The sequence below is a fragment of the Celerinatantimonas yamalensis genome (assembly GCF_046054155.1).
Lineage (GTDB): Bacteria > Pseudomonadota > Gammaproteobacteria > Enterobacterales > Celerinatantimonadaceae > Celerinatantimonas > Celerinatantimonas yamalensis.
Genome location: NZ_JBEQCT010000001.1, coordinates 164,683 through 184,495, shown reverse-complemented (window position 1 = coordinate 184,495; position 19,813 = coordinate 164,683). Strand labels below are relative to the sequence as shown.

The following is a 19,813-nucleotide window of genomic DNA, read 5'->3' as shown; positions in this document are numbered from 1 at the left end:
GTGTAACCACTCGTGATGCATTCATTATTTAGTTATCTCAAAACACCACCAGTTAATCATCCACAGTTCTGGATAGCCGTTAAGGCAACCTTGTTGATTATCTTTATTCTGCTCGGTGTCTATCTGCATTTACCAATGGTGCATCTGTCCACGCTCGCCTTTGGCGTTGTCGCAGCTGCGCTTGCTGACCACCCGGCTCTTTATGTACATCGTGCTAAAGCGATGTTAGTGATGTTTGGCTGTTTTACCCTCGCAGCTGGTTCAGTGACCGCACTTTATAGCTATCCGTGGCTATTTGCGTTAGGGCTGTTTAGCTCGACGTTTATCTTTGTCATGCTAGCCGGGTTAGAGGTTCGTTTTGGACCTATCGCAATGAGTGCGTTAATTCTGGCCATTTATACGATGCTAGGTTATGGGCAATATACAGGGCAAAAGTGGCAACAACCATTGTATTTACTGGTTGGAGCACTGAGCTATGTTCTACTCTCCTTTATTATTAATGCACTCAAGCCGAACCAAAACTTGGCTCAGCAATCTCATACATTATTTACCTTGCTTGCCAAATATCAGTCACAAAAAGCTCAATTTTTCAGTAAATATCATAATGACGAGACTTTACGACGCAATCTAGCAGGGCTAACGGGTGAAGCTTCCAGCGCACTTGCGCAAATGCGGAGTCTATTGGTGATTCGCCAAGCCCAATATCCAAAGGCCAATCAGAACTCTGATTACCTAGACTTATTTTTCAAAGCCCAATTATTGATCGAACGGATCGTGTCATCACACGTGAATTACGCCCAACTCAACCAAAAGCTTTCCGATACAGTCATTTCGCAGCAATTACACTTTATTATGTTAGGTCTAGCAAAACGGATTGCTTGGCAGGCGAAACCTCGACCTATCCGTGATAGGCTCCAGCACGAGATTGCAAGCCTTGCGCAAACGCTTCGGGGCAATTATCAGCTCAAACGTACACTTGGCGAAGTCGATTACAACCAACTGAGTTTCATGCTGAATAATTTAAGTGAGATGGAGCGGCTTACTCGTGAAAAAACGGTATTCCCCAGTCATGACTTTAAGTTTGAGCAGTTACCTGTTCTAAATTGGGCAAATTTTTGGCAACAAATAACCCAGCCAACCGGACTACTCTTTCGTCATGCATTACGCCAAGCTCTGTGTATGCTGACAGGCTTTTTGATCATAATGCTCATCCCTGGCCCTATTCATGGACAAAATTTTTGGTTACTGCTCACGACGCTATTAGTGATGAAGCCTAATTATGCTGCGACAAAACAGCGATTAGTACAGCGCATTGTGGGAACATTGATAGGCATTGCTATCGCAACTGGACTATTGTTACTTAAATTACCACTTGCCATGATGATTGTAGCGGTCGCATTAAGCTGCTTGCTATTTTTTTGGTATTTTAGTCATCGCTATGCACTAGCCGTTGTCATGATCACCATTTTTGTTGCACTCGCCCTGCAACTACTCGGGGTAAAGTCTGAGTTCACTATTGTCATACGTATGATTGCAACGTTATTGGGTGGATTATTGGTTTATATTGCCATTCGATTTATCTGGCCTGATTGGCTGGAAAATCATACACAGCAACGAACTAACACATTACTAACCCGTTTAATTGATTATCAAAGTCTGATATTTAACCATTATCAACACCATCAAGCAGATGAAAATGAACCCTATCGGCTGGCCCGATTCAATTTGCATGTCGCGGAAGCAGAGTTTGTAAAACATCAACAAGCATTGTTTGCAGAGCCTTCAACTAGACGACGTGATGTCACATTGCTCTACCATCTCACAGGCTATATCCATAGTTATATAGCACATCTATCGACGTTATCGCTCTATCGTGGCCGTCAGCTCTCTCCCCAAGCGAGCGCTATTATTATTGATATCGGCCAGCAACTCACTGCCAGCCTTAACCAATTAAGAGCAGGAGAGCATTCACCAGAGCAACTTGATGAGACTACACTGACTCCCGCAATTACGTTAAAATTGCGAGAATTGATGCCAAACCTGCATGGCGAAGAGCTACTGATTGCTTTTCAGCTGCAACAGCTAACTAGCAATCTATGCCAGATCCAAGCTCAATTGGCAGAGCGACAAAATCCTATTCCATCTCAATTATAGACTGAACTTGATGTTAGAAATTAACGGAACTACGATCGAAACAGATGCCGAAGGTTATCTTCTAGATAGCACCCAGTGGAGCGAAGAATTAGCCAGTGTTATTGCTAATAGTGAAGGGATCAACCTGAGTGAACCCCATTGGCAAGTTGTCCACTTTGTCAGGGACTTTTACCTTCAGTTCAATACATCACCCGCGATACGGCCACTGGTTAAAGCAATGGGGAAAAAATATGGCCCAGAAAAAGGCAACAGTCGTTATCTTTATCGGCTTTTCCCCAAAGGGCCTGCCAAGCAAGCGACAAAAATAGCGGGCCTACCTAAGCCTGCACGATGTATTTAGTGGGAACATCGTAGTATAAAAGTCAGACTTAAATAGCGGCCACTAATAGCCATGAAGGGGCTTATTCGCCTCTTTACAGCAAGTGATAGCTACGCATCGCTACTTGGTTGTGATCACAGCACGACGATTCAACGCTCGGCCTGTTGAAGTCGTGTTAGAGGCAACCGGTTGTAATTCACCTTCTGAGTGAATCATCACACGCGAGCCCACAACCCCTAAATGTTCTAAGTAATGACGAACTGCGCTGGCGCGCGCCTTGCCTAACCGCTGGTTATAAGCGATAGACCCGCGTGAGTCAGTATAGCCAACAATCTCGAGCTGCACCGGTTCTTGAGTCAACTGCAACTGCTTCACTAGCTGCTGAATATGTTGCTTTTGCTCGCTGTTTAAGGTTGCCTGGTCAAAGGAAAAATGAACTATGTACGAGACATCTGACCGCTGACAAGTCCCTTGTTCAAGTATGCCTTTTTGCGAGTCCAACTCTTTGACCAAATACCCATTGTGAGTGACACCAACACGATAACTGCTCGCTGATGGAATAGTACAATCTGCCGCAAAACTCATGCTCGGAGCTAAACTTGCCAAGCAAAGTAAGAGTGACAACTTATTTTTAAAATTAATTCGATCCATTAGTTATTCACTTTATAGTCATGGTTATAGAGATGGCCAATTTCTTCAGTAATTAGTGATAATATTTTTGTGTATATTTCATCATAGTTCTGAGCATTAAAAATATTTTTAGAATCAGCACATTCAGCTAATCCTGGGTTTTTACTTACATCATAATCAAAACCAATTACAGCTATCTTCAAACTTTGATTTTTTGATTTAAACTGATTCCTTAGATAGTCACATAGTCCAGAATTATAATAACCCAAACTTAAATTATTATCTGTATCATTACCATCTGATAAAACAATTATTAAATTATTTGTATTCGTAGATGTTTTATTTAATAACATTTCTGCAGCAGGAATAATCCCCTGACTCGATGATGTAGATCCACTAGGAAAGAAATTATCTATTTTTTCTTCTATGCCAGAAAAATCATCAGTTAAGCCAATATTGAAGAAGTATCCTGTAAATTGACAAGTACCATACCAATTTAGATTACTACAACCAATATAATTACGTATTTTATAGTTTAAATCTCTTTTATCCGGATACCAAACATTCCAAAATTGATAAATATCATAATCGTTATAATAATAACTATAACTATGACTATGATAATCCCAATCATCATAGTCCCAATTATAGTCATCATAATAACACTGCCAACCACTACAATATGTGTGTTGAGCTGAAAAACCTCGTGACCATCCGAAATATTTTTGAATCAATGTTCCATCAGGCTCTGCACTATTAAGTTCAGGCACACCATTAGGATAATATTGGTGCAAATTAAATCCCGAATCATACAATTCAGTTGCAGCGAAAGATGGAGAAATAGTATCGACTTGACTAGGCCCAGTGACAGAAGCAGAGCCCCACGATTGATATCCATATGAAACTTCGGATATTACGTTGCCATCAATTTTTTTATTGTATTGACTATATGGTACAATAGCAACGTTATTACGTTCAGTTTTATTAGAATTTTGGGCTAAATCATTATAGCTTTTCAAGGTATTCATTATACTAGATATAATATCAATATCTGCGGCATATTTTGCTTTATTTTGCCCACCAAAATTATCTAACATTGAGCCTGAAAAATCGGTTACAAATGCTATATCAACAAAATTTTGTTGATATTTTCGAGCAACAGCTTGATTCGATAATATTTGATTTTTATTAAACCCGGCCACAAGCGTACTGCCTGGAAACCAACTCACAAAATGACTATTAACCTGAACTTTATACTCATTAAACTGCAACCCATTTTTATCATACACACCTGCTTTACCGCAGTCACTGCCATATATTTGTTCACAGGTTTTTGACGTAATAGTAATGTCTGAAGGTTTTACATCAGCGTGTGGAACGGTGGCTGCTATATAATCTTGAACCATCGTCTTATCATCATCGTGATTCACCGATGCGGCCACAGCAAGTGAGGCACTTTCCAAGACATCGCTGAGCCGAGCACTGTCCGTCATGTAGCGAGTTCCCTCGATCGCCAATGCAAAAAAGCCTAGAAAAAATGGGAAAATGAGAACAAATATAATAGAAGCAATACCCTTTTGGCTATGTACATATTTCATTGTTAGCGCCCCAGTATAATGGAGTTAGAGCGAATCCACTCATAATCTTCGCCCACTAATTGGCCAAACCAGTTATCCGTACGATAACAGAGCGTTACTTGAAACAGAGGGGCCCGGCGTCCCTCATTGGTAATAGGGGATAAATTCGCCGCGATACTTTTCAATTGATTCGGCGGCGTGCAAGCTGCGTTATGGCTACCTTCTATGACATCTTTCTCACTCATCGATGACTGCTTTGTATTGACACCCGCAAATGTAATCTGCTGATAATACGCACTGTATCGTGATGGTTGAAAACTAGGCATTGTACGAGCAAGCGATGTTTGCACAATTTTATCAATCGTATCGACTTGAGATGAATCCATCTGTTCATCTTTATCATAAAGCTGGGTGCGCTCTTTCAATACACTCACAGCAGAATAACTCATGCGATCGAGCATCCCTTCAACAGACTGCTTAATGACCATGTCAGATGTAAACACAATGACGGTACTCATAAATAGCGCAATAATCGCAAATTCGATAGTGAATACGCCACGTGTGCATTTAGTTGTAAAAGTCTTTTCGCTCATATTCCTGCACCACAAAGGCTTCACGTTTAAGGCTCAAATTCTGCGAAGGGATTAAATTAAATAACGGCTTAAAATCATAACTTGCTTGATAAACCGCAATCGGTGCATTTGTTTCATTTTGCGTCGCATTGCTTGCTAAGCAGTCTTTTTGATCTTCAGGTGGATTCTTCGGATCAGGCGGTTTGCAACTACTGGCTAAATTCGCAACACTGTCATAGTAATATACTTTGGTATGAAATTTACTGAAATCGATAAATCGCCCCCAAATTCCAGCCTCTTGTTTAAGAAACGTTTCAAATTGAATTTGGTAGGCCGTCTGCGCTTGAGCCGTTGCATCGCCTTGTGATGATTGCGCCGCATCCGTACTTTGTTGTGATGGAATACTGGCCCGCGTATCGCGCGCAGTTTCAGCCAATGTATAATCAATCAATCCTGAGATATAGCCAGCATAAGCGATTTGAGCCCATGAAAAAAACATCAACATAAACAGAAAAAAACCCATTGCAAACTCGATGGAAACAACACCTCGTTGGCGTTTTTTTAGTTCCATGGTTTTGTCCCTTTCACTGTTTTCATATTGAGCTGATTATAAACACGTTTAGCTTTATCGAGATCTGCATTCCCATAAACTTCTTCAAAAAGACCAAGTTGATGAACCTTCGCTAAAGCAATCAGTAAATTAGCTCGAATTTTTTTATCCGCTTGACCGTTTTTATACATCGGCATTAAAAGATCGATAGCCCGTTGATATTGATTCTGATATATATCAACCATCGCCAAGTTATTAAGCACAATGGCATCACTATAAAATAAACTTCTAGCTTTCTCAAAAGCCCGCCGAGCAGAGATAAAATCATCAAGACTGGCGCTGATCACACCTTGCAAGTTATAATTTTTGGCATCTTTTGGGTCAAGAACGATAGCTATATTCACTTCTCGAAGTGCCTTCGTATAATCTTTTTGGTAATAAAAGCATTGTGCCATTAAATAATTAATTTTTGCATTTGGCTGTGTATGCGCTTTTAAATAGCTAAGCTGAAATAGTGCTGAATTAATATCACCTGATTCATAATACGTTTTTGCTAAGCTAAGTCGAACAGATTGACTATCATCTTGCTCAAGCTGATGTTTGTAGTATGTAACCAATCCTGGATAATTTTGCGCCTTCTCCATCAGTTCAACCTTTTGACTTGTTGTCAAAGGTTTATCTGCTTGAGCAGATGCCTGTGAGACAAATTGCCGTTGTTGCATAAAACCACCACCAGATTGACGACCTGAACTACAAGCGCTCAACAACATAACACAACCAAAAATAGTAAATGTATATAGCTTGTTAGAAACCATGATAAAACAACCTCATTACCCCTGGTCCGGCCGTTAAAATCGCAACAGGTAACATAATAAAGACAATCAAAGGGATTGACATTTTAGCAGACAACTTCCCAACTTTTTCTTCCAGAGTGAGCATTTGTAACTCACGAATATCTTTGGACAACATGAGTAACACTTTATAAATAGATGACCCATACTGTAAACTTTGATTAATCGTATGCACAAATGAGCGCATTTCATTACTCGGGACTCGAACGAGTAACTCTTCGAGTGATTTAGATAACCCGACCACTTTAGAACGATCGGTCGTTTTTTGTAGTGCATAAGCCAGATCCCTATCAAAACTAGCCATTTCTTTAGTTAGATAGATAAAACCCGCTTCGATGGTCATTCCTGTTTGAACACATACACTCAACAAGTCAATGAGATAAGGTAAATTTTGAGATATTTTTCGGGTCAATTGCTGCTTGCGTTGGCGTAAATACATATCTGGCGCAATAATAAATACAACAGCTAGCGTTGCAATAATGGCCATCAGGTGCATCGAGTCAGATAGACCTATATTCTGGCGAAACAGATAGATAACTAACGCTGAGAGAATAAATCCACCATATTTCAGTGGAAAGAAAAATAGTGCATACCGTTCGTTATAAATACCTGCCGCAATAAAATCTTGAGAGACACTTTCATGGTTAAAACTAGTAAAACGCTGACTAAACTCTAAAATTTTATCTCGCCATGTCTCTTCAGCTTGCTGTTTAATAATGAAATTTTTTAATTTACGTTCACGAGAAAACGCCCTTAACATCAGAATAATTAAAGAGGCAAGCAATAACGCTAATCCAGCGAGAATAGCAACTGAAACCATTGTACCGATGTTCATTTTATCCCCTTCATCAGCGCAGATATGATGAGCATCCCAACAAACTCGCTCGCGATAACATAATAAAGGAGGTAACGCCCCGTGGGGTCTGTCAATACATAATTAAAATTTTCAGGCGATAAAAATTTCATTAGCACCAGAAATCCAAATGGGATAACGAAAACGATCTTTGCGGACATTCTTGCTTCGGCTGTCATCGCACTCTTTTTCTTATCCAGCGCGCGCGCATCGAACATCACACGGTTTAACTGCTGAATAATATCGCGAAGTTGCCCACCTCGTTCAATATTTGCACGTAATGTAATAGAAAAGAAAACAAATTCGGGATAAGGCATACGAATACAGGTTTTAGCCAATACAACGTGAGGCGACTCACCTATTTGTAAACGCTCCCCCATCCGCTTAAATTCTAAACCAACATCGTTATGCATCTGCTCACCAACATAAATAATAGCATGCATGAGGCTCTCGCCTGCAGAGATCGCACTCGCCAACAAATTCAGTGCATCCGGAAAGTTATCATTAAAATGCTTTTTGGCGATATGTTTCAACAGATAGTTACCGAAAAAGGTAGCGGTAACAAAGATACAAGCCAAGACGATAAGTAGATCAAAACTCAAAAAATAATAGTTAAGCACACCACCGATGATGAGCCATACCAAATAGTAGAAAAAAACTTTTATGCCAACACGTTCCCCGAGTGGGATAGTGATACTCATCAAATAAAAAAGTATCCGCCGATGCAATGCGATCTTAGTCAATGCCCTCAGATCAATCACGCTTTGATCGATCAAATCAGTTTTGATCTTTTCATTATCTTTTGACGTAAAAAAATCTAATTTCTTACGTTTATGATAAAACTGCGTGACGAGTAAAATCCCCCCTAAAATAAATGCCGCAAGTCCAAGTAGAAATGGCATTATCCCCTCCGACCAAAAACACTATTTAAATCATTTTGCAGACCAAAGAATCGAGCTTTTTCCATTAATACAGATCGCTGCATCAATCCAGACGTAACATAGCTACCAGCAACTTTTCCTTCAATTTGAGTCGCATCTGGTTGAAAGCGAAAAATTTCTTCTAGCACAACTGATTGCCCTTCTAAACCAACAACTTCGCTAATGCTCATTAATCTACGACTACCATCATGCAAACGTGATATCTGAATAATCACATCCACGGCACTCACAATTGTTCGCCTAATTGCTTCTAATGGCAGTGATGAAGTGGCCATCATTACCATACTCTCGATCCTCGATATAGCGTCTCTAGCCGAGTTCGCATGCAAAGTCGTCATCGACCCATCATGGCCAGTATTCATTGCTTGCAACATTTCAAAGGCTTCGGCACCACGACACTCCCCAACAATAACGCGATCAGGGCGCATACGTAACGAGTTAATCACTAATTCCCTCTGCCCTATTGCTCCCGAGCCTTCAATTCCGGCGGTGCGTGTTTCAAGGCGAACCACATGCGGCTGCTGTAACTGTAACTCAGCAGCATCTTCAATCGTGACGATACGCTCTTTAGGCGAAATATAATTTGATAAAGCATTCAGCAAGGTCGTTTTCCCCGACCCTGTCCCGCCTGAGATAACTACATTCAGCCGGCAGCGTGCAGCAATAGCAAGCAATTGCGCCATCTCGGTGCTCATCGAGCCATTATGAGCCAGATCTTCTAATCCTAATTTCTGCTTCTTAAATTTACGAATAGAGATAGATGTACCATCAATCGCAATCGGCGGAGCCACAATGTTGACACGGCTCCCGTCAGGTAATCGCGCATCACACATCGGCACCGATTCATCGACACGTCGACCCACTCTTGAGGCAATACGTTTAGCAATTTCTAAAACTTGTTCCGCATCTACAAAGGTAATATCAGATTTTTCAACGACGCCATTACGCTCAATAAAAACATGATCAGGACCATTAACCATAATATCGTTAATGCTATCATCATCCATCAGTGGCTGAATTGGGCCAAGGCCAATCAACTCATCACGTAAGTTGCCAACAAACTCATTACGAACCAACCGAGGAACTGGCAAGCGTTGCTGAGTGATCAAAAGATCAACCGCTTCGCCTAATTGCTCACGAAGCTGTACGGGTGTAAGAGTACTCAATGCTTGAGCATCAATTACATCGAAAATGCGAGAACGGAGCTGCTTGTAAATATCCTTAGTTGTCGCCACACATTATCCTTTTAAACGTAGCATTTTAGTTAAGCGCGCAAGCGGTGAAACTGATTGAGTTTGCTCACCCATAATCAGTTTAACTAAATGACGTAGTGGCTTTAAAGCCTTGGTCTTCGAGTTATACAGATGCTTTTGATAAAGCTTCATTTGATTCACTTCAGGAATAAATGGGATCACGATATCCACTTTCATTCCCAGATATTTTTCTATCTCTTGATAGGTAACGGAATTGTATTTCTCAGGAAGACGTTGATTAAGAACAATCAACAACCGTAATGGATGATCTAACTCAACCCGTTTTTTTCGAATAGCACTCAAAGTGCGACTGGCTTCACGAATCGAGGAAACGGAAGGTTCAATAACGACGAGTAAACTATCGTAGCGCTGAGTCATCCAATCTAAATGACGGCTAAAATCTACGCTCGCAGATAGATCCTCGACCACAAAATTACTATCTTTGGCAACAAGCTCGACCATATTATCGGTCAAATCACGCATCTCTTCATGCGAGCGCTGCTCACCATTCAAAGCCAGATAGCTGAGACGATCGGTGACATCACTCATCAGTGCTTTGGCCGCAGAACTATCCAAAGAGGCCGCAATGCTACCTGTTTGCAAATTACTTTTATGCAAATCGTCACGGGCCAACATGACATCCATATTGCCCCCTTCATAATTGTGATCAACCAGAATGCACGTTGAACTTTTAAGATCAGATAATGTGTATGCAATTTCAGAGGCAATAAGGGATGCGCCGACGCCACCTTTAGAGCCGTAAATACCAATATATTTAGCTTTGCGGTTTTGCCCAGGACCACGTTGACGCAAACGGTTGTCAGAGACACCTACAACAAAGTCGATCAACTCATGCTTGGTCACTGGCCAAAAAAGATAATAGAACCCGAGGGCTTTTAAATTACGGATAGTTGAAATAGCATCTTCTTGACCGATAACAATCACTGAACTATGGTTAGGCAACATATGGCTAATGCGTTCAGCATCTTTGGCAACTTCACGGCTTTTATTCAGTTCTAACAATACAATTTCAGGATTATGTTCATCGACATAATCACTAATAACAGGGTCCTTATTATCGAGCATTTCGGGCAGTTCATAGCCTTCAAAGCGATATGCTTCTGCAATTAATTCAGCGCATTCACTACTTTGGTAAAAGAGCACCGTCGAGGCTATCGTTTTTTTAGCAGCCGCTGGGACAGATTCCTTTTTCAGTAGCTCTGAGAGTTCCAATATGGCCATACTATTGCGCTCCAAGCATATGTTCTGGATAGACCATAGATTGCCAACGCAACATCGTCACTGCACATAAATCGTTGTGCTGCATTTCACCCAGTTTATAGAGAACGCGAGGAGGCTGACAATCTGCGCCGCCAACCTGATAACGAACCAGTTGCAATGTCACACCGCCGCTCTGTTGATGGCTAATACGAATGTGGCTATTTTGCACGCCTTGGCGTAAGAGCCAATGCTGTAATGCAGCGACACGCGCTTGATAATGCGATGAACCGCTAATCATGATGGGATAAATGCGCAGATTGTCCAGAGTAGGCGTTAACTGTTGTTTAATTTGCGTCCATGCCGCTTGGCTCAATGGTTGATTAAAATGCCATACCTGAGTCGTTGGTTTGAGACTGAATTCAGGTCCTTGTGACTGCTTCACACTACTACTACATGCCGATAGCAATGTCGCTGTTAAGATGAGAATGACAAGTTGTCTCATTGCTTAAATCCCCCTGAAGTGATCACCGCTTGCGTATCAGCACTGACATGTTGTTCGTTGATTCCCAACCAGCGGTTCAAAACAGATGTCCGTTCCATCGTCGGTAGCCTCACATCCTGAGGTGAAATTGGTTTAACTAAGTTAACCGTTGCAACAATGACTAATTCGGTATTTTTACGCGTTGTTGAGGTATAGCGAAATAACGCGCCTAAAATGGGCAAATCACCAATAAATGGAACTTTTTGCAGTGTCTCTTCCTCGTCTTTACTGAGCAAACCGCCTAAGACAAAACTCTGCCCATCACCTAATTCCACAGTAGTTGTCGCTTTTCGAGTCTTAAATGCTGGGATATCAGCTAATGTTGAGGTATAGGTACTATCCTTAGCACTTACTTCCGGAGATAATGTTAAACGAATTTTATTATCATTTAATACCTTAGCACCTACGCTAAGTTTCACTCCATACTCTTTATAAGTAACTTGATACGAATTATCATAATTGGTAACGATAGGTAGCTCACCACCGACAAGAAAACTCGCTGTTTCACCCGAGATCACCGATAAATTAGGTTGCGCTAAAATCTGCCCGACACTGTCATTATCCAATGCCGAAATAAAGGTAGCAATATTACTGGCACTAAAGCTATTTAAATAGTTGAAAAATTGACCATTACCCTGAAAGCTATTGTCAACCATTGAACCCCATTTAGCGCCTAATTCCTGAACGTAAGATGTGGAAACCTCTGCAACTGAGAGCTTCACATTCACCTGTTTAACTCCGCCTACTTTCAAATTATCAATAACGCCTGAATAATGATTTTGGGTTAAATAGTCCAACTTCTCATCAGATCCCGAATTTCCACCAGTTCCAGTTGATGAAACTGAGCCGGCGTTTTTGAGCGAGACGGTTTTGGTATGATCCACTGATTTTTTCAGTAAAACCCCTACCAATTGATAGATATCATCCCGAGTTTGAATATCTGGCACTTCACCACTGAGTACAACTTGGTCACCAATATTTGAGACACTGATCGCTAAGTCAGGATAACGAATCGCGATCTGCTGTTCGATATTTTCCATGCCTTGATTCACCACAATTTGGCGATTTAATAATGTATTACCCGCCTTATCGTAAATAATCAGCGATGTGGTTCCGACCGATTTGCCAAAAATGACAATACGATGTCCATCAAGAACTCGGTAATCTGCAATTTGTGGGTTCGCCACAAAAACCGTATCAGCGAGTTGCTGAACATGTAGTGTTTTCGCCCCTCCCGTCGTTAAATTCAAAAGGGCTGCATACACGGGCAAACTCAGGATGCTCCATCCTATTAGCACCCATCGTATTATTTTTTTTATCATGATTAGTTCACCTGAGCTCTTGAGATTGAAGCAGAAGATGCCGACCCTCGTAATTCTTTGACCGAGCTATAACTTGGCAGAACATCACGAATGAGCACATCATGCAAAGGTTGGTCGGTATCTATACTCCCTCGGAAGATATAAATTAACCCAATCCGTTGGGCAATGATCAATTTAGCAATTTGCTCTTGTGACATAGCAAGTAGCACATGACTTTGCTTTGAATCCCCACTTGCGGGTTCAACGGACACAACTTTAACCGACTTAAATAAAGAAGAAACTGATAGATTACCAATATTATTAAAGCTACTTTGCTGGGTGTGAACATCCCCGCCTGGAGACGATAGCAGCATCACATTGACATAATCGCTCGCATTAATCCGCATCGTGGCAAGATCGCTCGCAGAAATAGGAACAGGGTAAGCAATTTTATCAGGTGGAGTCACCAGAGTTAAATAATCACGACTTTTCGGTGTCGCAAAATCACTCCCACGAACGGCCTGATTCGCTTGAATACTAAAGCGAGCCACCATCCCTGGCACGAATTCGACCGATTGGTTTTGCTCAACAGAAAACGCTTTTGCTTGAGAGATAGGTAAGCGCTTCTCGATTAAATCCGCTTGAGTAACAGGTTGACCTTTAAGCAGATCACGTCGAGCAATCCAAAAGTTCACTTTTACTTCAACTGGCGCTTTGACAACAGACGGAGGTGGCGCAGGTTTAGGTGAAAACACCCCCGTCATGGCGGCTAATCCGAGAAATATAGCCAAAAAGGCAATGACAAATATTAATTTAGAGTTCACAGCACTAATCCATTAATTAATGATATCCAGACACAGAATAGGCCAGCTGCGCTAATAGCTGGTACCAAAGGAATACCTTTGGCGCGTTCCACCCGATCACACCAAACCGCGGCATAAAAAACAATACAACTGATCAGTACTCCAACTGCAGTAAAAAACACTAATAGCACAATTAGTTTAGGCGGGATGGCTAAAAGCAGAATAGCTATCAACTTGCTATCAGCTGCACCTAAAATACGCAGATTTGAAAGCAATACGCCAACAACTAACACGCAAACGATTATGGCAACGTTGTATGGAAAATGTTGCTCTCGCCACAATACTAGGCCAATAAACATTAATACTACAGCCAAATATTTATTGTTTACGCGTCGATAACGAATATCTAAATACGAAATAAAAATTAAACCAACGACTAAACAATAAAAACTTGTCATTATTTAACAATATTGGCGGGAATATCCCACCAATATAATCCACGATTTTTAAGTGCTTCACTAACTAATATAATATTAACTAACCATTAGCACTATTAATATTGGCGCTAACAGTTGATACGGCACCACTTAATGCGGCTTTTAGTGGACTATTCGAACCACCAAATACGGCTAATACGATAGCAGATACGGCAACCGCTAAAATTGCATATTCAATCGCAGTTACACCACGGTTGTCTTTTACGAAATGTTCCAAAGCTATTTTGGTTTTTACGTAACCTAAAGTAATCACATTCATCATTTTATCCTCAATCGTTACCATCATTAAAGGTTATCCATCACCAATGGGAGTAGGATAACAGCTATGTTGAACCAGATAGGTTCCGTCATTTAGACGGTTATAACTCAACCGCCATTGTGAGACATTCGCCATCACTCTTAGGGCTAAAGTTAGCCTTACAAACTATCCATGTAAACCTTATTTTTTGATTTAGCACAAAAAACCAACGAAAGGATGACTCCATTTACTAATTCTTTTTTATTATCCACCTTCAAGTATTAAAATAAATAGCTAATTAGTACTAATCCTTTTTTTTACAACTTTGTTAATAGATAACTGACTTGTTATTGTAATAGGATCTTGTTGTTGATCTAATTTTAACCTTAATTGATAAGCATGTAATAAATGGTGCGTTGCACCAAGAATTTGGACATCCAGCTCTGTTAAATCATCAGATAAGCGCTTTAAGTAAAATTTGCCGCTCGATGAGTATATTTTATCACCAACAATCGGATATCCTAAGTGTGCCAAATGCGCCCGTATTTGATGCTTTCGCCCTGTTTCTAAATCACAAGCAATCAAGCTAGTATCGCCATAACGCTCTAACACTTGAAAACGAGTGATCGAATTTTGGCCAACTTCATCTGGCCTACAAATATGCATCTGACAACGAATAACACTGTCTGATCGCGTTTTTAATTGGCATTCCAAACGGAAATGCTCCCAATCAGGCTCGCCCCAAACCATAGCATGATAGCGCTTTGCCACCATGAGCGATGGCAAGCGTGGCTGCCAGCGCTGCGCGACTGATTTAGATTTAGCCAGTAAGATGACACCCGCAGTTTCAGCATCAAGACGATGCATCAGATGCGCATCAACAAAACCGTGTTGCTGAACCAAGCCTATCAAATGTTGCGTAGGGTGACGCGTTGTCCGACTAACTGGTAATCCTGCTGGTTTATCAACAGCTAGAAAATCGTCATTTTCCCATAGCATTTGCCAATCGTTGGAAACATTAGGTTCTATATAATCGCTGACCCAATAAGTGAGACGCTGACCTTGAGTGAGCCGTTGCTCCCTGTCACATAATACGCCATCGACTTGCACCATCCCGTCTGCTAAGCGCTGCTGCCAACATTCGGCGGGGCTTAGTGGTTGACATTGCAGCAAAATGGATGACAACGTCAAACCATGCCAGCGTGCGGGAATTTTAAGGGAAAAAGAAGCCAAGAAGAAACCATAGAATCGAGTCACTAAATATTGGCTCATTATAACGTGTTTTCAACTGGCAAGATATCAATGCGTGAGGTGTCTTGGAATTTTAACATTGACCTCTAGAGTCTGTTAAAACGGGATAAATAAAGCCCTTTATGGCACAACTATGGTCATAATTTTAAGTTTATTAGACAACATTTTGCTAACGAGGCTCTTTGCATGCCTCTATGTAGATAGTCATTCATGACTACTTAGAATAAATAGCATATTTTATGCACTATTTTTAAACATACTGTAAGAGCACATCCGCCGTGATAATACCCACACAACCACCGTGTTCCCCTGTCACCACCACAACCTGATTATTCGGGTCTTGCAACAAGCGTTGAATAAAGGTGATTTCACAGTCCTGATGAACACTCGCGAAACCATCTCGTTGCATGAGCTGATGAACACGTTTATTCAACGTATTTAAATCACGTTGTTGTTCACCATCAGTATTGATATAAGGGCTTATCGCCAAGTTAATATCTGCCTCACGTAAAATACCACAGCATTTTCCCTCTTCGATAACAACCAAAAAAACAACGTGATGATTATGCATCAACTCACGCGCCACCGAGAGCTTATGATCTAAGCCTACTCTCAGAAACTCTCGCTGCATGACATCGCGTACATGTTGTACTTTCGAGGTAATTAATACACGTTGCAAAGAAGGAAAGCTCGCGGCTAGTTGGCCCGCAACAATGTCTTTGAGGCTCATCGGCTTACTCAATAAATACCCCTGTGCATAATCCACTTTGGCTTGAGAGAGCATATGTAATACTTCGCTCGTTTCAACGCCTTCTGCGACGACTTTCCCCCCCATCTGATGCACCAGTGATGTCACCATCTCAATCATCATATAAGCATTGGAACCCATTTTTAGCTCGGTTACGAAACTACGGTCAATCTTGATAATATTAATGGGTAAATTCAGCAAGTACGAAAATGATGAGTAACCCGTACCAAAATCATCGATAGCAATTTCAATACCCTGCTTTTTGAGTCGGTCAATCCAGACCATTTGTCGGTCAATATCCGCCAAAAGGGAAGACTCGGTTAACTCGACGGTCACTAACGAAGGATCAATACGAGCCTCCATGATGATGTTGAGCGTATCCTCCAAGCAGCAATGTGACAGCCGATCATTATGCATTGAACGATTCACAGATAACTGCAATGCTGGATTTTTAAAGTATGTTTGTAGTGCGGCTAAATCGATTAACGCTCGACGCGTCACAGCCATATCGATCCGGTCAATCCAACCATTTTCTTCGGCTAATTGAATCAATTCCTGCGTGTTATACGGCAATTTTGTGTCTAATTTAACTCGAAAAAGCGCCTCAAATTTAACAATTTTTAAAGTATTTAAATCCACAATAGGTTGATAGAATACGTTAATGGTATTTTGCTTAATCGACTTATCGAGTAATCGTGAAAGAACTTGTTTATGATCCATTTTTTTCTGTAATCGATTATCAAAATAGATAATCATGGATTTGTCACGTTCTCGCGTCGCAACCAAAGCTTGACTGGCATGGCTTATCAGCTGCGAAACAGAAACAGCGTCGGTTCCTAAGATAGATACACCGATATTGACATGAACACCGATTTCATCGCTTTCACCACTCTCCTGACTTTCATTACAAACCAACGCCAATAATGTCTGAAGATGTCGATGAATCACGCCCAAATTTCGAGGAACAACGATAAATCCCGCAAAAAGTTCCGGGGTAAAAACCCCTAGCGTCATCTCGTTGGGCAGTTCTATAAGTCGATTACCAATAAGCCAATGACTCATTGATACACTGATGTTTTTTGAAAAATAAGGCTGAAAAACAAATACGACTATCGTTTGATCACTGGGCAGTTCATTAAAATGCTGCCCTAAGACTTGCTTAAATTCGCTCGCATTGGGGAATTTCGACAGCGACTCATTCTGCACTGTCGTGGATGTAGGGCCTTCATCATCCAGCAGATGCGCCATCGAGATATCAAGACGTTTTGATATCGCCACAAAAAACTGCCGTTTATCTGAGTTGACGACAATCCGCTGCAACGTTAATTCATGAGCAAACGTATACCCTTGCTTATCACGGGCTAATAATTCACCTATCCAGAATCCTTTTTTAGCAACAGTTTGCCAAATACGTTGATAGAGCGCGGGGTCCGAATCATGCCCGCCAAATAACTCAGCTGACACCCCTAATAGCTCATTTTCTTGAAACCCCGTGGTTCGGCAAAACTCTTGATTGGCCATCAAAATACGCTGCTGGTTATCGAGTACTAGCATTCCGACATGGGCATGGACAAATAAATGGTAAAAGAGATCAAATTCAACTTGTTGCGAGGGAACATCAATGAGAAATTCTAACGTGCCTTGAATGAGCTTGGGTAATGCTGGATCAGTCCAAATACACAATAGAGCAATAAAACGTTGCGAACCGTTAACGACAATCCGAACTTCACGAGTGTGCTGTCCTTGATAGGCATCACGAATGCACTCTTTGAGTATCTCACGCTGGCTCAGCTCAGCACTTGCAATTAACTGTGATAGTGTGATTGAGGTCACTTCGGGATACCCCAACAATAGAGGGAGTTGCTCTGAACAACGCATCACAGATGCGGTCACATCCCAGCTCCATTTCAGAGGAAAACCGGTAAATTGACTGAGCAATCCATCTTCACTCATACTTGCGATCCTTCACTTTTGTCAACTGAAATAGCAACTAATTATCTCCAATAATCCAATACCGTCTACCCTATTTCAGATGATCAATGGCTTCGTTTATAACTAGTCTATACCAATTCTTTTCACTCAGAACATTGTTATTGATACAACCGATTAAAATCAACATTTCTAATTAATATATCGACTCCAGCATACCCAGTACATATCACTCAATATTAATCATCAAAATATTTATCAAAATTTAACCAACTAGATGATTGTTAGCTGTTTTCCTCTTGCACTGATAAAAAATAGGCGCACAATGGTGTCCTGCTTACGGCGTGTAGCGCAGTTTGGTAGCGCACTTCGTTCGGGACGAAGGGGTCGGAGGTTCAAATCCTCTCACGCCGACCATTTTATATTCCCTTTTATATTGTGATTTTTATTCATGGTGAAAATGCCCATCGCCAAACACGTGAGCAAGCTGATATAGCATAGTATAAAAAAGGGGGCAAAGCCCCCGTAGAGATATCATCCGGATAAGTTTTCATCAAACAAACAAAGCAACAATACCACCTACTGTTGCCGCAGCTTTGATAAATTGACCTGCTTGGTAAAAGTTAGAATTCTTCTCTTTGACATTTGCATCTAAGCCTAAAGCGCCCGATGCAAGCGACTTAAGTTTTTCCGACTCACCTTTATTGTTGGCTTTTTTATCAATAGCTGTTTTCGGATCAGCCTTTGCGGTCTTTTCCGATGATGCATCCTTGCTCGCACTCGGCGCATCCGCTTTACCCGCCACCAGTTCGTACTTCACAACATTTGGATCAGGGGTATTAGCAGGCTGAGAACGATAGACTTTATGGTAGGTTAATGGTTGACTTGATTGAGTTTGATCTGATGAATGAGATAATGTCACTTTAGTTGACGGTGACACATCCCCTCTGCCGGATAACCGAGTTGGACGAAGCTTATCTGCGCCAGCATCTGCAACACTCATCGCATCAGTTTTACTGGGCGATGACGCAACATTTGCTTTAGCATCAGGATTTGACAGTTCCATTTGATCCTGTCGAATGCCTCGATGAGCTCCGGTTATACTTCCTATCGGCATTATCCATCCTCCATTCAGGGTCTATCAGACTATCGACTAATTCATCTAAAACTTTAGTCTTTATTGACTCAATTTATTCATCAGCCGAGTCGTCCTATTGTCAGCCATCTAAAATCGACTGACTCCATCAGTTAAGCAACCTTCGGGCCAAGTAGCTAAACACTCGCAGCCGCTGACTTTACACCCAAGTGCTTCTCATCAACAGAGCGATAGACGGCAACCTATTGCCGCTGGACGGCAAGATTGTCACGATCGATTAAAAAAGACTCATGTATCTATAAAAGAGCGTCTCTATACTTGGAATTTTTAATACTATTTGGATGTCTGGATAAAAGTCTGATAGGTTTAACAACCATCGTGATGCTTAGCCGTATAGTTTATCTGTTCAGTATAGGTTTACGTTGAATCAACATCTTGACGAACGACAACAAATTGCATCAACATAGGCACATATTGACGCATCTTAA

19 protein-coding genes and 1 tRNA gene are annotated in these 19,813 nt (G+C 41.2%); 3 read left to right on the top strand and 17 right to left on the bottom strand.

Annotated features, from left to right (window positions below; genetic code table 11):
• Positions 1-15 precede the first annotated feature (15 nt).
• Together ABUE30_RS00955 and ABUE30_RS00950 are read left to right on the top strand one after the other, a co-directional pair.
• On the top strand, positions 16-2,154 hold the full coding sequence (locus tag ABUE30_RS00955) for an FUSC family membrane protein (RefSeq protein WP_408622510.1): 2,139 nt from the start codon (positions 16-18) through the stop codon (positions 2,152-2,154).
• 10 nt (positions 2,155-2,164) lie between these two features.
• Positions 2,165-2,494, top strand: coding sequence for a TusE/DsrC/DsvC family sulfur relay protein (locus ABUE30_RS00950; RefSeq protein ID WP_408621809.1), 330 nt, complete (start codon positions 2,165-2,167; stop codon positions 2,492-2,494).
• Between the two features lie 99 nt (positions 2,495-2,593).
• On the opposite strand, the gene ABUE30_RS00945 is transcribed toward ABUE30_RS00950, so the two are convergent.
• From ABUE30_RS00945 to ABUE30_RS00870, 16 genes are all read right to left on the bottom strand, one after another.
• On the bottom strand, positions 2,594-3,124 hold the full coding sequence (locus ABUE30_RS00945; RefSeq protein ID WP_408621807.1) for an OmpA family protein: 531 nt from the start codon (positions 3,122-3,124) through the stop codon (positions 2,594-2,596).
• Positions 3,124-4,701: a VWA domain-containing protein gene (locus tag ABUE30_RS00940; RefSeq protein WP_408621805.1), complete on the bottom strand. Its 1,578-nt coding sequence runs from the start codon at positions 4,699-4,701 to the stop codon at positions 3,124-3,126. Before ABUE30_RS00940 ends, ABUE30_RS00945 begins: the two co-directional genes overlap by 1 nt.
• Before the next feature lie 2 nt (positions 4,702-4,703).
• On the bottom strand, positions 4,704-5,273 hold the full coding sequence (gene tadF, locus ABUE30_RS00935; RefSeq protein WP_408621803.1) for a tight adherence pilus pseudopilin TadF: 570 nt from the start codon (positions 5,271-5,273) through the stop codon (positions 4,704-4,706).
• On the bottom strand, positions 5,248-5,823 hold the full coding sequence (locus ABUE30_RS00930; RefSeq protein ID WP_408621801.1) for a hypothetical protein: 576 nt from the start codon (positions 5,821-5,823) through the stop codon (positions 5,248-5,250). Before ABUE30_RS00930 ends, tadF begins: the two co-directional genes overlap by 26 nt.
• The gene (locus ABUE30_RS00925; RefSeq protein ID WP_408621799.1) at positions 5,814-6,617 is read right to left on the bottom strand and encodes a tetratricopeptide repeat protein; all 804 of its coding nucleotides are present in this window, start codon (positions 6,615-6,617) and stop codon (positions 5,814-5,816) included. Before ABUE30_RS00925 ends, ABUE30_RS00930 begins: the two co-directional genes overlap by 10 nt.
• Positions 6,607-7,488 carry a type II secretion system F family protein gene (locus ABUE30_RS00920; protein WP_408621797.1) on the bottom strand — a complete coding sequence of 294 codons (882 nt, stop codon included), beginning with the start codon at positions 7,486-7,488 and terminating at the stop codon, positions 6,607-6,609. Before ABUE30_RS00920 ends, ABUE30_RS00925 begins: the two co-directional genes overlap by 11 nt.
• Positions 7,485-8,408: a type II secretion system F family protein gene (locus tag ABUE30_RS00915; RefSeq protein ID WP_408621795.1), complete on the bottom strand. Its 924-nt coding sequence runs from the start codon at positions 8,406-8,408 to the stop codon at positions 7,485-7,487. Before ABUE30_RS00915 ends, ABUE30_RS00920 begins: the two co-directional genes overlap by 4 nt.
• On the bottom strand, positions 8,408-9,682 hold the full coding sequence (locus ABUE30_RS00910; protein WP_408621793.1) for a CpaF family protein: 1,275 nt from the start codon (positions 9,680-9,682) through the stop codon (positions 8,408-8,410). Before ABUE30_RS00910 ends, ABUE30_RS00915 begins: the two co-directional genes overlap by 1 nt.
• Before the next feature lie 3 nt (positions 9,683-9,685).
• The gene (locus ABUE30_RS00905; RefSeq protein ID WP_408621791.1) at positions 9,686-10,942 is read right to left on the bottom strand and encodes an AAA family ATPase; all 1,257 of its coding nucleotides are present in this window, start codon (positions 10,940-10,942) and stop codon (positions 9,686-9,688) included.
• A 1-nt stretch (position 10,943) separates the two neighbouring features.
• A complete protein-coding gene (locus ABUE30_RS00900; protein WP_408621789.1) occupies positions 10,944-11,423 on the bottom strand; it encodes a hypothetical protein in 480 nt (159 codons plus the stop codon).
• Positions 11,420-12,712: a type II and III secretion system protein family protein gene (locus ABUE30_RS00895; RefSeq protein WP_408621787.1), complete on the bottom strand. Its 1,293-nt coding sequence runs from the start codon at positions 12,710-12,712 to the stop codon at positions 11,420-11,422. Before ABUE30_RS00895 ends, ABUE30_RS00900 begins: the two co-directional genes overlap by 4 nt.
• A gap of 74 nt (positions 12,713-12,786) precedes the next feature.
• A complete protein-coding gene (cpaB, locus tag ABUE30_RS00890) occupies positions 12,787-13,587 on the bottom strand; it encodes a Flp pilus assembly protein CpaB (RefSeq protein WP_408621786.1) in 801 nt (266 codons plus the stop codon).
• Positions 13,584-14,024: a prepilin peptidase gene (locus ABUE30_RS00885; protein WP_408621784.1), complete on the bottom strand. Its 441-nt coding sequence runs from the start codon at positions 14,022-14,024 to the stop codon at positions 13,584-13,586. The genes cpaB and ABUE30_RS00885 overlap by 4 nt, the downstream gene beginning before the upstream one ends.
• 79 nt (positions 14,025-14,103) lie before the next feature.
• A complete protein-coding gene (locus ABUE30_RS00880) occupies positions 14,104-14,316 on the bottom strand; it encodes a Flp family type IVb pilin (RefSeq protein ID WP_408622509.1) in 213 nt (70 codons plus the stop codon).
• 279 nt (positions 14,317-14,595) lie between these two features.
• Positions 14,596-15,573: an RluA family pseudouridine synthase gene (locus ABUE30_RS00875; protein WP_408621782.1), complete on the bottom strand. Its 978-nt coding sequence runs from the start codon at positions 15,571-15,573 to the stop codon at positions 14,596-14,598.
• A 229-nt stretch (positions 15,574-15,802) separates the two neighbouring features.
• Positions 15,803-18,253, bottom strand: a complete 2,451-nt coding sequence (locus ABUE30_RS00870; RefSeq protein ID WP_408621780.1) for an EAL domain-containing protein — start codon at positions 18,251-18,253, stop codon at positions 15,803-15,805.
• A gap of 316 nt (positions 18,254-18,569) precedes the next feature.
• Between ABUE30_RS00870 and ABUE30_RS00865 the strand changes: the two genes are divergently transcribed.
• Positions 18,570-18,646 (top strand) — tRNA-Pro (locus ABUE30_RS00865).
• 136 nt (positions 18,647-18,782) lie between these two features.
• Here ABUE30_RS00865 and ABUE30_RS00860 read toward each other — a convergent pair.
• The gene (locus ABUE30_RS00860) at positions 18,783-19,346 is read right to left on the bottom strand and encodes a hypothetical protein (RefSeq protein WP_408621779.1); all 564 of its coding nucleotides are present in this window, start codon (positions 19,344-19,346) and stop codon (positions 18,783-18,785) included.
• Positions 19,347-19,813: the final 467 nt, after the last annotated feature.